12 protein-coding genes and 1 pseudogene are annotated in these 13471 nt (G+C 57.4%); 7 read left to right on the top strand and 6 right to left on the bottom strand.

Going from position 1 to position 13471, the window contains the following annotated elements:
• Positions 1-118: 118 nt before the first annotated feature.
• The 7 genes and pseudogenes from COL8621_RS07120 (at position 119) to COL8621_RS07095 (ending at position 6220) form a co-directional block, all read left to right on the top strand.
• On the top strand, positions 119-580 hold the full coding sequence (locus COL8621_RS07120) for an autoinducer binding domain-containing protein (RefSeq protein ID WP_176438445.1): 462 nt from the start codon (positions 119-121) through the stop codon (positions 578-580).
• 239 nt (positions 581-819) lie between these two features.
• Entirely contained in the window at positions 820-2214 is a 1395-nt protein-coding gene (cysG, locus tag COL8621_RS07115; protein WP_093966967.1) for a siroheme synthase CysG, read from the top strand.
• Positions 2211-2519 carry a DUF2849 domain-containing protein gene (locus tag COL8621_RS07110; RefSeq protein WP_093966557.1) on the top strand — a complete coding sequence of 103 codons (309 nt, stop codon included), beginning with the start codon at positions 2211-2213 and terminating at the stop codon, positions 2517-2519. The genes cysG and COL8621_RS07110 overlap by 4 nt, the downstream gene beginning before the upstream one ends.
• On the top strand, positions 2512-4188 hold the full coding sequence (locus COL8621_RS07105; RefSeq protein WP_093966556.1) for a nitrite/sulfite reductase: 1677 nt from the start codon (positions 2512-2514) through the stop codon (positions 4186-4188). The genes COL8621_RS07110 and COL8621_RS07105 overlap by 8 nt, the downstream gene beginning before the upstream one ends.
• Positions 4178-4918, top strand: a pseudogene (locus tag COL8621_RS19305) (phosphoadenylyl-sulfate reductase); the annotation flags it as partial. The gene COL8621_RS07105 and the pseudogene COL8621_RS19305, both read left to right, overlap by 11 nt.
• Before the next feature lie 9 nt (positions 4919-4927).
• Positions 4928-5353, top strand: a complete 426-nt coding sequence (locus COL8621_RS19365) for a DUF934 domain-containing protein (protein WP_176438461.1) — start codon at positions 4928-4930, stop codon at positions 5351-5353.
• Positions 5354-5386: 33 nt separating this feature from the next.
• Complete coding sequence (locus COL8621_RS07095) at positions 5387-6220, top strand: ferredoxin--NADP reductase (RefSeq protein WP_093966554.1); 834 nt, start codon at positions 5387-5389, stop codon at positions 6218-6220.
• A 68-nt stretch (positions 6221-6288) separates the two neighbouring features.
• Here COL8621_RS07095 and xylB read toward each other — a convergent pair whose 3' ends face one another.
• The 6 genes from xylB to COL8621_RS07065 all read right to left on the bottom strand — a co-directional run bounded on the left by xylB (position 6289) and on the right by COL8621_RS07065 (position 13469).
• The gene (gene xylB / locus COL8621_RS07090; protein ID WP_093966553.1) at positions 6289-7725 is read right to left on the bottom strand and encodes a xylulokinase; all 1437 of its coding nucleotides are present in this window, start codon (positions 7723-7725) and stop codon (positions 6289-6291) included.
• A 3-nt stretch (positions 7726-7728) separates the two neighbouring features.
• Complete coding sequence (locus COL8621_RS07085) at positions 7729-9291, bottom strand: FGGY-family carbohydrate kinase (protein ID WP_093966552.1); 1563 nt, start codon at positions 9289-9291, stop codon at positions 7729-7731.
• A 15-nt stretch (positions 9292-9306) separates the two neighbouring features.
• Positions 9307-9960 (bottom strand): HAD family hydrolase, encoded by a 654-nt coding sequence (locus COL8621_RS07080; RefSeq protein WP_235823761.1) that lies wholly within the window; start codon positions 9958-9960, stop codon positions 9307-9309.
• An 18-nt stretch (positions 9961-9978) separates the two neighbouring features.
• A complete protein-coding gene (locus COL8621_RS07075; RefSeq protein WP_093966550.1) occupies positions 9979-11454 on the bottom strand; it encodes a mannitol dehydrogenase family protein in 1476 nt (491 codons plus the stop codon).
• A gap of 171 nt (positions 11455-11625) precedes the next feature.
• Positions 11626-12627 (bottom strand): ABC transporter ATP-binding protein, encoded by a 1002-nt coding sequence (locus COL8621_RS07070; protein WP_093966549.1) that lies wholly within the window; start codon positions 12625-12627, stop codon positions 11626-11628.
• A gap of 11 nt (positions 12628-12638) precedes the next feature.
• The gene (locus COL8621_RS07065) at positions 12639-13469 is read right to left on the bottom strand and encodes a carbohydrate ABC transporter permease (RefSeq protein ID WP_093966548.1); all 831 of its coding nucleotides are present in this window, start codon (positions 13467-13469) and stop codon (positions 12639-12641) included.
• Positions 13470-13471: the final 2 nt, after the last annotated feature.

The following is a 13471-nucleotide window of genomic DNA, read 5'->3' as shown; positions in this document are numbered from 1 at the left end:
CTGTGATCATTCTATGAAAGGTTGCTCCATATACTTAGTTCGTGTTCCGAGTGTTAACCTATAATTTCGTGCAGCCTATTGGCGAAAGGTGACAATGGAAATGACTAAGGTTGGAAAAATGGCCAATCTTTTGAAAAAATTGGCGCAATACTGCGACACGGGTTTCGCTTTGGCGATTCATATCCGTTACACGCGGCCTTCGCTGCTTTTTCAAACGTATGATCAGGCCTGGAATGACTATTACAGCGAAAACGGTCTTATGCTTTCCGATCCTGTTGTTCGGTGGGGCCTGCAAAACACAGGGTATGTCCTTTGGGATGACCTGATGGATGACGATGACGCTGGCGTTCTGGCCAAAGCGAAATCTTTCGGCCTTAACAATGGGGTAACCTATGCCACGGGGCCGATTTCTTCGCGTACGATATCGGGTTTCACACGCAACGGCCCACCCTTTTCCAAGGAAGAACTCGACGCGATGAACGCGATCGTCGATGAGGTCCATGAGTTGACCCAAGGCATCGAGAATTTCTCGGAAGAAGAGATCAACGCCCTGCGTGAAATTGACCTTTCTGAATACTGAGTCTGGCCTCAACCGCCCGTTTTTCGCTGCGGGAGGCCGGATTTTCATCCATCGAAATAGGTATGAAACCCCGCCAACTGCATCTGGGCAGAAAAGCTAACCTTCCATCGGGATGGAAACCGAAACAAATTTCCGCCCTCAGCTTTCCAGCTTTGACCTTTTTCTTATTTCCCTGCGCATCTGGCGGCATGACGGGGGGATAACCTATTTTACTACCAACCCCATCGGAGTTGGTCGTCGTGAAACATTTCCCGATATTTCTTGCGGTCGCAGGCCGCCGTATCATCGTCTCTGGCGGTGGTGAGGCTGCTGTTGCGAAGCTGCGGCTGATTCTGAAGACAGAGGCCGAGGTTCAGGTTTTCGCAACGGACGCTGCGCCCGATGTTGTCAAATGGGCCGACCAAGGCCAACTAGCCCTTATCCAACGCGACTTGCAGCTTGCGGACGCCCGCGGTGCCGCCCTCCTCTATGCCGCGCACGAAGATGAAACCCGCGATGCCCATATCGCGGTGATCGGCGCTAAGGCTGGCGTGTTGACGAACATCGTCGACAATCTGGCAGACAGCGCGTTTATCACCCCCGCCATCGTGGACCGTGATCCGGTCACCATTGCCATCGGAACCGAAGGCGCGGCCCCGGTTCTGGCGCGGTCCATCAAGGCAGGTCTGGAAGAACGCCTTCCACAGACACTTGGCCTGTTGGCAAAAGCTGGCAAAGCCTTCCGTCCATTCGCAGAAAAGCTGCCTCACGGTCGCAAGCGCCGCGCGTTTTGGGCCGACTATTATGAAAAAACCGGCCCTCAGGCGTTTGAGGCCAACGGCGAGGCCGCCCTGCCCGATGCGTTGAACGATCTGTTGGCCGCGCACCAAGGCATTGCTCAGAAAACCGGCCATGTTGATCTTGTCGGAGCGGGCCCTGGGGATCCGGACCTGTTGACCATGAAGGCCCGCAACGCGTTGCACGAGGCCGATGTGGTTATCCACGATCAACTGGTTTCGCCCCAAATCCTTGAACTCGCTCGCCGCGAGGCTGTGATTATTGAGGCTGGGAAAAAAGGTTTCGGCCCGTCCGCACATCAAAACGACATTAATGCGCTGATGGTGGAACACGCCAAAGCCGGCGCACAGGTTGTGCGTCTGAAATCCGGTGACCCCACCGTTTTCGGCCGTCTGGACGAAGAGCTGGACGCCCTGAGCGCTGCCAATATCGAATGGCGGATCATTCCTGGCATCACTTCGGCCTCGGCCGCGGTGGCACAGATTGGTCAGTCGTTCACCAAACGGCTGCGCAACTCTTCCGTGCGGTTCCTGACCGGGCACGATGTCAAAGGTTTTGCCGAACATGACTGGAAGGCGCTGGCCGCCTCTGGTCAGGTGGCCGCCATCTATATGGGCAAGCGCAGCGCGCGCTTTGTCCAAGGGCGTCTGTTGATGCACGGTGCCGACCCGGCGACCCCCGTCACAGTCGTTGAAAACGTATCCCGCACCGACAGCCGCATTCATGCGCTGACACTGGCGGACCTGCCGAACAAGATCGAAGGCGTTGATGGCCCTGCCGTCATGTTGCTGGGCCTAGCCCCGCGCGCCCCCCAAACACAAATAGCCAATTCGGAACTCAAGGAGCTGGCCCTATGAGCCGTAAATTCACGCCCAAAGTCGTGACCGCCAATGACCTGCTTGAAGGGGATTCCATCTGGATGACCGCCGATGGCGAATGGACCCGCGACATCGCCAAGGCCGAGTATCTGGAAGATGCCGACCACGCCGAAGCGCGCCTGAAACTGGCCGAAAGCCAGCCCGGGAAAATCGTCGGCGCCTATCTGGCCGATGCCAAGCTTGGCGAAAACGGCCCCGAGCCGACCCATTTCCGCGAAGAATTCCGCGTCAGCGGCCCATCCAACTACACCAGCAGCAAGCACGGAGCGGCGAGCCATGTATAAGTATTCGGATTTCGACGAAAAATTCGTTCGCGAACGTGTGGCACAGTTCCGCGGTCAGGTGGAACGCCGTATCGACGGTTCCCTGACCGAGGATGAGTTTAAGCCTCTGCGCCTGATGAACGGCCTGTATCTGCAGTTGCACGCCTATATGCTGCGCGTTGCGGTGCCCTATGGCACGCTGTCCAGCCGCCAGATGCGCCAGTTGGCCTATATCGCCCAGAAATGGGACAAAGGGTATGGCCACTTCACGACGCGCCAGAACATCCAGTACAACTGGCCTAAACTGAACGACGTGCCAGATATGCTCAGCGCGTTGGCTGATGTGGAAATGCACGCCATCCAAACGTCGGGCAACACAATCCGCAACGTCACCTCGGACCAGTTCGCAGGTGCCGCCGAGGACGAGATTGAAGACCCCCGCCCCTATGCTGAACTGATCCGCCAGTGGTCCACTGACCACCCGGAATTCCAGTTCCTGCCGCGCAAGTTCAAGATTGCCATCACGGGCAGCCCGAATGACCGCGCCGTGGTCAAAGCCCACGATATCGGTCTGCGTATGGCGCGTAATGACGCGGGTGAAACCGGGTTTGAGGTTATCGTCGGTGGCGGCCTTGGCCGGACCCCGATGGAAGGCAAGGTCGTGCGGGAATTCCTGCCCAAGGCGGACCTGCTGCCGTACCTAGAGGCGATCGTCAGCGTCTATAACCTGCTGGGTCGTCGCGACAACAAGTACAAGGCGCGCATCAAGATCACCGTTCACGAAAACGGCCTAGAGACGATCCGCGATCTGGTCGAACAGGAATTCACCGTGCGCCGCGCGGCGTTTTCCGGCATCGATCAGGAAATGCTGGCCGAGATTAAGCCTGCCTTCCCCAAGCCGACCTATATTCAGGCGCCCACCGATGCGTTCACCACAGCCTATGACGCGGACCCTGTGTTCCGGTCGTGGGTGGATACGAATACCGTTGCACATCAGAACGGCGACTATGCCATTGCGACAATCTCGTTGAAAAAACACGGCGCGACGCCGGGTGATGCGACGGATGCGCAAATGCGCGAAATGGCAGATCTGGCCGAGGCATATTCCCACGACGAACTGCGTGTCAGCCACGAACAGAACATCGTGCTACCACATGTCCATAAATCGCACCTGCCCGCGATCCACGCCCGCCTTGTGGCGGCTGATCTGGCAACGGCAAACGTTGGGCTTGTGTCCGACATCATCGCCTGCCCCGGCATGGATTACTGCGCGCTGGCAACGGCCCGCTCGATCCCGGTTGCCCAAGAAATCGCCACCCGCTTTGACGAACTGAAGTTGGAGCATGAGATTGGCGCGCTAAAGATCAAAATCTCGGGCTGCATCAACGCCTGTGGTCACCACCACGTGGGGCATATTGGCATTCTGGGTCTGGACCGCGCTGGCGTTGAAAACTATCAGATCACGCTTGGCGGTGACGGTACTGAAACCTTCGCCATTGGCCAACGCGCAGGTCCCGGCTTTTCTGACACTGAAATCGTTCCGGCGATTGAGCGTCTGATCCTTGCCTACCTTGATCTGCGTGAAAACAGCGATGAAACCTTCCTAAGCGCCTATCGTCGCCTCGGGGCGGACCCTTTCAAAGCCGCCCTGTATCCCGACGCCGAGAAAGGCCGAAAACATGCAGCCTGACCCATTCACAGCTTCTGTCGCCGACCGGGTGACGGATCTGAACGAACGGTATCTGAACCACGCCGCGCAGGCGGTGCTAAAGCGTGCCCTGACGGATGATACCGTCGGGCGCATCGCGATGGTTTCGTCCTTCGGTGCGGAATCGGTGGTGTTGTTGCACATGCTTTCCGTGATCAATCCGGCCACACCGATCCTTTTCATCGACACGCAGATGCTGTTCGAAGAAACGCTGACCTATCAGCAAGAGGTCGCAGCCCACCTTGGCCTGACCGATGTGCGCACGATCCGCGCAACACGCGAAGCCGTGGCCGCGCATGACCCCGACGGTCTGCTGCACAAGTCCAGCACCGATGCGTGCTGTGATCTGCGCAAGACGGTCCCACTGGAAAACGCGCTGTCAAACTTTGACGCGTGGATCACCGGCCGTAAGCGTTTTCAGGGTAAAACCCGCGCAACGCTCGACTTTTTTGAAAATGAGGGCGATACCCGGATCAAGATCAACCCGCTGGCCCATTGGACACCAGACGACGTACAAGATTACATCATAAACAACCGCCTTCCCCGCCACCCGCTGGTGGCAAAGGGGTATCCTTCGATCGGTTGCGCGCCGTGTACGTCGCGCGTTGCACCTGGCGAAGATCCCCGTTCTGGCCGCTGGCGCGATCAGGACAAGGAAGAATGCGGAATTCACTTTATCAACGGCAAGGTCGTGCGCGGCCCCATCCTGAAGGAGGAGCCTATGAACATCATCGTAACCGATCAGGGCTTTGGCCAAGACGACTGGACCCTTGCCTATACAACGCCCGACGAACTGGCCGATAATTCCGATGCTCCCGCCTTGGCGATTGATCTGGCATCCGATGCCGATCCTGCGGTACTGGCCGGGAAGCTGGACGGGATCGATATGATCCGCATCGATTTCCCATCCTTCGCAGATGGCCGTGGCTTTACGCTGGCCCGTCGTTTGCGCCTGATGGGCTTCAACGGACGTCTTCGCGCCAAGGGGCATGTTATTGCGGATCAGTACGCAATGGCCCGCCGCTCTGGCTTTGAAGAGGTTGAAATCACACCGGAACTTGCTGAACGGCAGCCGTGGGACCAATGGAAAGCCCGCGCAACCTGGCAAGACCACGATTATCAAAATCGCCTGCGTGGCGCGGTTTAATCCGCCCAGCACCGACTTTCGAGGATACGATTTATGAATGACTCCACCGCTGTTTCGCCCGAAAAAGCGAAACCCGTAAAAGCTCTTCCCGACGCGCAGATCGTTACATCGGTCAAGCACTGGACCGACCGCTTGTTTTCGTTCCGCGTGGCGCGCCCGCAATCCTTGCGCTTCCGTTCGGGTGAATTTGTGATGATCGGCCTGATGGGTGACCCGGACGCCAATGGAAAACAAAAGCCATTGCTGCGCGCCTATTCCATTGCCTCCCCTTCATGGGACGAAGAGTTGGAGTTTTACTCCATCAAGGTGCAAGACGGCCCGCTGACATCGAAGCTTCAGCACATCCAGCCGGGTGATGAAATCATCCTGCGCCCCAAGCCCGTGGGTACGCTGGTTCTGGACGCATTGCTGCCCGGTAAACGTCTATGGCTGTTCGCCACCGGCACTGGCATCGCCCCTTTCGCCAGCCTGATGCGCGACCCCGACACGTACGAGCGTTACGACGAAGTCATCATGATGCATACCTGCCGTGACGTGGCAGAGCTGGACTATGGTCGTGAGCTGGTCGAAAGCCTGCCCAACGATCCACTGATCGGTGAACTGGTTGGTGACAAGCTGAAATACTACCCCACCACGACGCGCGAAGAGAGCCCATTCATGGGCCGCATCACTGACAACCTGCGCTCTGGCAAAGTGTTCACTGACCTTGGCTTGCCCGCAATGGACCCAGCGGTTGACCGCGGTATGGTTTGTGGTTCGCTCGACTTCAACAAGGACATCATGGAGATCCTTGAGGGCTTTGGCCTGAACGAAGGCGCGAATTCTGAGCCCGCCGAATACGTGGTTGAAAAAGCCTTCGTAGGGTAAATTAGGCCCAATAAAAAGAAACGCCGCGCGGGTCACCCTGCGCAGCGTTTTTATTTTATTTCCGCATGTTATCCGCGAACATAAAGGCTGCGATACCTGTCATAAGCCGCGTCAAAAGCATCGCGCAATGCAAGTTCGGGTTCAATCACGCCATCGATCTTGGGCGCGTGACAAACGGCCACTGGATCAGCACCAGTATGTGCCAAAAGACCCAATCGCGCGGCACCAAACGCAGCGCCAAAATCACCTTCGGCCGGGATATCAATGTGCAGGTTAAGCGCTGTGGCGATGACCTTCAGCCAATAGTGCGACCGCGACCCGCCACCAATCGCCATGATCGATTGCAAATCTGTGCCCGCCGCATGAAGCGCTTCCAGATTGTCGCGAAGCGCGAAGGCGACCCCCTCCATCACCGCGCGCGCCATCGCGTCGCGATCCGTTTCATGCGCCAATCCGGCGAAACTACCCCGGACGGCTGCATCGTTATGTGGGGTCCGCTCGCCCGATAGGTACGGAAGGAACGTCGCGCCGGACGGCGCAATAAGCGTGTCACCCAAGGCGTCTGACAGTGCCGCTGGCGTACTTCCTACGATACCGGCGAACCAGTTCAGCGCGGATGCGGCTGTTAAGATCACGCCCATTTGGTGCCACCGCCCCGGCAGTGCATGGCAAAACGCGTGCACGGCGCTTTCTGGGTTTGGCAGGTATTGATCGTTTGCCGCGAACAAAACGCCCGAGGTTCCCAACGACACAAAGCCAGTGCCGGCGGAAATCGTACCCGCGCCAATCGCCGACGCCGCGTTGTCGCCTGCGCCACCGGCAACGACAACCGACCCCATGCCCCATTCCTGCGCCAGATCAGGGCGAAGCTGCCCAGACACGTCGGAACCTTCAACAAGGCGCGGCATCTGATCGATGCTCATCCCGCTTGCGTCCAGCAACTCCGGCGACCATTTGCGCGCACCGGTGTCCAGCCAACTGGTTCCAGCCGCATCGGACATTTCAGCCACATGTTCACCCGTCAACCAAAGACGAAGGTAATCCTTTGGCAACAGAACCTTACGGACCTTTTTGAATGTCTCGGGTTCGTTCTTGGCGACCCAAACCAGCTTGGGCGCGGTAAAGCCCGGAAACACGATGTTGCCGGAAATCTGGCGAAACCTAGGATCAGCATCCAAGGCTGCGGCCTCTTCATGGCTGCGCGTGTCATTCCACAGGATACACGGGCGCAAAACCTGATCATCTGCATCCAACAACGTCGCGCCGTGCATCTGGCCGGATAGCCCGATGCCCTTTACGGCGGCGACCTCATCTGGGTGAAGCGAGCGGAGCTCTGCCATCGCAGTCTCTGCCGCGCGGATCCAATCGGCGGGCTCCTGCTCTGACCAACCGGGATGCGGACGCGAGACTGTCAGGTCAGCCTCGGCCGACCCGATGATCCGCTGATCCGCGTCCATCAACAACGCGCGGATACCCGAAGTCCCCAGGTCCAATCCAATATACATCGTCTACTCCTCTATCAGCGCGTTCAGTTCCGCGCGCTGTGCCTGCATCTTTTCAAAAACGGCGAAATCTTTTTCATGTACCAGCTGATGTTCTGGTCTTGGAAAACGGATTGTCGTTTCTTGCGCCATTGCGGCTGCGGCCTGTTCCAGCGACGGGTGAATACCGGCGGCCGTTGCCCCGATCATCGCAGCACCCAGCAACACCGCATCCGGCGCGGAACTGACTTCGACGATGCAACCCGTCGCATCCGCGTAAAGCTGGGTCAGCAACTGACTTTTCGCATGCCCACCGGCGATATGAAGGCGTTTGGGGGAATATCCCCCCTCCGCAAGTCGCGCCAAAATCTGCCGCGTCCCAAGCCCAAGCCCAACCGCCGCGCGCCAATAGACCCTGCACTGCGCTTCGAAAGAGGTATCCAGCGTTAGCCCGCTGATCACGCCGCGTGCAGTCGGGTCAGCAAAAGGAGACCGGTTTCCGTTGAAATCTGGTAGGATATTCAGGTCACGCGCAAAGCCGGGGCCGTGTTCTTCCAACAACTCGGCAAGATGGGCCAGCACCTTTTCATGTGCCGCGCTGCCAACCACTTCACCGAACGAATTCAACACGAAATCAAGCAGCGCGCCTGTGGCGGATTGCCCGCCTTCGTTCACCCAGACGCCCGGTAGGATCGCACCCAGATAAGGCCCCCAAATCCCGGCAATCTTACGGCTTTCAGGGGCAAACCCCATCACACAACTGGACGTGCCCGCAATCATCGCAAGGCTTCCGTCACGCTCTTCTGGGGTGCATTTCCCCAAAACGCCGATCCCGCCAGCAAACGCATCAATGGTTCCGGTGCCAACGACGCAATCTTGCGTCAGGCCAAGCTCTTTTGCCGCGGTGGCGGTTAACCGACCGATCGCGGAACCAACGGGCCGCGCCGTTTCTGGAAGGGCCGCCTTTTCAAGCAAATCCTCCATCCCGATGGCCGAAAGGAAATCGCGCTGCCATCCACCAGCGTGGGCAAGATACGTCCACTTTGCGGTCAGCGTGCATTGCGAGCGGTCATTCTGCCCCGTCGCGCGCCACGTCAGATAATCGGCAAGATCATAGGCACCGCCAAGGTTTTCCCAGATATCCGGACGTTTTCGTTTAACCCACAGCAACTTGGGGCACTGCATTTCCGGAGACATCGTGCCACCGATATGCTCCAGAACGGAGTGGCCAGTTTTGGTGCAAACCTCTGCCTCGGATACGGCTCGGTGATCAAACCACGAAATCGTATCAAACCCAGGCGCCGAAAGAGAAACCGAACGCCCCTGTCCGACCAAAACCAACGAACATGTGCCATCAAGCGCCAGCGCGCCTATCTGTTGCTTATCAACGCCTGCTTCGTCACAGGCGCCACGCACCACGCGGCACACGGCCTGCCAAATGTCGTTTGAATCATGTTCAGCTTCGTTGTCGCCATTTTGCGAAATCAGGATCGGGTGAACAGCACGCGAAACAAGCTGTCCTTCGGCGGTAAATACCCCCGCTCGGGCGCTCGCCGTCCCGACATCCACCGCACAGATCAATTGCCCCATTCGGGAGTCCCTCGGTCAGCCGATTTTACCCAATACCTCGGGCAAGTTACGCATATCACCAATGATAGCGTCCGGCGAGAGGGCGCGCGCAGTTCCGTCCAAATCGGCGGGTCCAGCGTGCGATCCCCCCGTGAAGGCAATGACCCGCATGTTTGCTGCTTTGGCGGCACGGATACCCGCAGCGCTGTCTTCGATCACTGTGCAGTGACGTGGATCGACCCCCATTTTCTGTGCGGCATAAAGGAACAAATCCGGCTCAGGCTTGCCCTTTTCCACCATTGTTGCACTGAAAATATGAGGTTCAAACAACTGCAAAAGCCCCGTCACCTCAAGCGATAGGCGAATACGCTCTGGCTGACTGGATGATGCGACACAAACCGGTCGATCCATCATATGCACCACATCGGCCAATCCCGGTATGGGGCGAAGTTCGCCCCGAAACCGTTCGTAAAGGCGGCGACGGATTTCGCTTAGATGTTCTGACGTGATCGACAGGCCGAATTCGTCTTTCAGCAATTTCCCGATCGTTGCCATCGAACGGCCAAGAAACTTGCCATACGCCTGATCCAGCGGCAAATCACATCCGGCTTCGGCCAGCACCTCGACCAGAACCGCGACCGAAATCGGCTCGCTGTCAACAAGGACGCCATCGCAGTCGAATATGATCAACCCTGACCCCATACAGCCCTAACCTGCGTCCAAGTAACGGGTCAAAACGGCGGCGGTACCATCTTTCCAAAGGGCGTTTAGCGCCTTTGTAAACGCGTCGACGAAATTCGGGTTACGCCCGGTATCGCCATAGATATCCTCCATGGCGAGCCATTCAGCAGGGTTATCTTTCGCGGCCTGTGCGACGGTTTTCAGACGGTCCCAGCTGGGATCATTCGGCGCGATCTGAGCCCCGCTATCGGTTGTGCCAAAGCAGTATCGGCACCAAAGCGCGCTTTCCAACGCCAACCCATCAACCGACCCACCGGCAGCAAGCCTGTCAGTAATCGTGGGCACGATGAACTTTGGCTGACGGTTTGAACCATCAAGGCACAAGCGGCGCACCGTGTCGCCAATCTTTGGGTTGGCAAAGCGGGTTTCGATCAATTGATAGTATTCACCAAGGTCAGTGTCGGGCACAGGTGGCACGGACGGGATAACCTCTTCCCGCTCTACCTTTTCAAGGAAGGCGCGGATTAAAGGATGCTCCATCGCTTCGTGAACGAAGTGAATATCCATCAGGCCTGCTGGGTAAGCGATGATCGCGTGACCACCATTCAGGATGCGGATTTTCATCAACTCGTATGGCGAAACATCGGGTACGAACTGAACCCCGACTTCCTCTAACGGTGGACGGCCGCAGGTAAAGTTGTCTTCCAGCACCCACTGCGTGAAGTTTTCGCAAAACACCGGCCAGCCGTCTTGAACGCCAAAGTCCTGTTCAAGGATCGACCGCTCGCGGTCGCTAGTGGCGGGGGTGATGCGGTCAACCATCCCATTCGGAAACGCGACATTGGCCGAAATCCAGTCTGCCAATTCCGGGTCCACCAAACGGGCCAGCCCCACAACCGTGTTGCGTGCGACCACCCCGTTGTGTGGGATGTTGTCGCAAGACATGATCGTGAACGGTTCCTGCCCCGCTGCGCGGCGCGCGCTTAGTCCGGCCACAAGGATGCCGAACACCGTTTTCGGCGTATCCGGCGATGCGGCGTCCGCAACGATCTGCGGATGGCCGGGATCAAACTTATCGGTCGCTGGGTCAATGAAATACCCGCCCTCGGTAATGGTCAGCGATGCGATCCGAATTTCAGGGTCTGCCAGACGTGCGATGATGGCCTGCGCATCGCCGGGTTCGACGAAATCGATCATCGGCCCGGTGACACGCGCAGTGCTTGCGCCAGCTTCCTGTTCGACAACAGTCGTCAGATAGTCCTGAGCGGCCAGAACATCGCGCGCTTTGGCATCGCCCGGCATTACACCCGCGCCAACCAACGCCCAGTCACGCCCAAGGCCCTTATTGAACAGCGCGTCCAGATACACAGCCTGATGGGCCCGGTGAAAGTTGCCGACCCCAAAATGCAAAATGCCCGCACTAAGCTGGGCCCGGTCATAAGCGGGTACCGAAACATCGTCAGGAAGATCCTTTAGGTTTTCGATACAAAGGCGCGTTGGCATTTACAGTATGCTCCATAGGTCAGGGCCATTCGGCCCTATGCTTGTCCCTGTGTCATTCCCGACATCAGGTTAAGCAGCGATATATTCAGCCTCCTCAGAGGCGCTTAGAACGGCCATGTCATCCATGCCGTGCAAGGCGCGGCCACCGCGAAGGATGGCCGGCGCGATGGCTTATCGAATGGCAAGCCCATCAGCATCAAAGCGATGCAGCTTGGACATGTCAGGGGTCATGTAAACGGTGTCGCCATGCTTGATCGCGAAATCGCCGATGGTGCGCACCGTGATTTCACCCAGTTCATCCGAATGGATCCGCGAGAACGTGTCAGAGCCAAGATGTTCGGCCAAGCCGACCTTACCGGCCCATGTCCCGCTTTCCTTGGATAGCGTGATATGCTCTGGACGGATGCCAATGGTGGCGGCGTCATGTTTGGCGGCTTCGGCGCCACTGATCAGGTTCATTTTGGGCGATCCGATGAACCCTGCAACAAACAGGTTTCTTGGCCGCTCATACAGTTCCAGCGGGCTGCCGACCTGTTCGATATGACCAGCACGCAGCACGACGATCTTGTCGGCCATTGTCATGGCTTCCACCTGATCGTGCGTCACGTAAATCATCGTTGTCGCAAGCTGTTGGTGCAGCTCCGAGATTTCGGCACGCATGTTCACACGCAGCGCCGCATCAAGGTTAGACAGCGGTTCGTCGAACAAGAACGCCTCAGGCTCACGAACGATTGCGCGGCCAATGGCGACCCGCTGACGCTGACCACCCGAAAGCTGGCCAGGCCGACGATCGATATAGTCGGTCAGGTTCAGAACCTTGGCCGCATTCGCGATCCGCTTTTCCTGTTCTGCCGGATCCATCCCCGCCATTTTAAGCGGGAATGCGATGTTCTTTTTCACCGACATATGCGGATAAAGCGCATAGGACTGGAACACCATCGCCAGCTTTCGCTTTGCCGGGGCAAGCGACGTTGCATCAACCCCATCAATCGAAATCTCGCCCGAGCTCACGTCCTCCAGCCCCGCGATCAGGCGCAGCAGCGTGGATTTACCACAGCCCGACGGGCCGACGAAGACAACGAACTCACCATCGTTGATTTCCAGATCCAGCGGCGGGATGACTTGCGCCTCGCCGAAGGATTTGGTGACTTTGCTAAGTGTAATGCTACCCATCTTTTTATACCTTATTTGACGGCGCCGAAGGTCAGGCCACGCACCAGTTGTTTTTGGCTGAACCAGCCCAAAATCAAGATCGGTGCAATTGCCATCGTCGAGGCGGCAGACAGTTTCGCGTAGAAGAGCCCTTCGGGGCTGGAATAGCTGGCAATGAATGCTGTCAACGGTGCAGCTTTTGCCGCCGTTAGGTTCAGCGTCCAGAATGCTTCGTTCCACGCAAGAATGAAGTTCAGCAGGATGGTCGACGCAATGCCCGGAATGGCCATCGGCGTCAGCACATACAGGATCTCCTCTTTCAAGGTGGCACCATCCATCCGGGCGGCTTCCAGGATCTCGCCCGGAATTTCCTTGAAGTAGGTGTAGAGCATCCAAATGATGATCGGCAGGTTGATCAACATCAGCACGATGATCAGACCGATACGAGAATCCAGAATGCCGAACTTAATGAAGATCAGGTAGATGGGGTAAAGCACACCCACCGCTGGCAACATCTTGGTCGAAAGCATCCAAAGCAGGATGTCTTTTGTCCGCTTGCTTGGAACAAACGCCATCGACCATGCCGCAGGCACCGCGATGATGACACCCAACAGGGTAGAACCACCAGCGATAAGAACCGAGTTCCACAGGAAACGCATATAGTTAGAGCGTTCCTGAACAACGGCATAGTTTTCCAGCGTCCAGTCGAAGAACAAGAAAACAGGTGGGTCCGAGATTGCCTGAGCTTCGGTTTTAAAGCTGGTCAGGATTGTCCAAAGGATCGGAAAGAAGATCAGCAAACCGACCGCCCATGCGAGGATGGTGTTAATCGTTTTGCGTTGGTTGGTTACAGCGCGGGCCATAT

This window comes from Actibacterium lipolyticum (genome assembly GCF_900184935.1).
GTDB lineage: Bacteria > Pseudomonadota > Alphaproteobacteria > Rhodobacterales > Rhodobacteraceae > Actibacterium_A > Actibacterium_A lipolyticum.
This window is presented reverse-complemented; position numbering and strand designations above follow the sequence as displayed.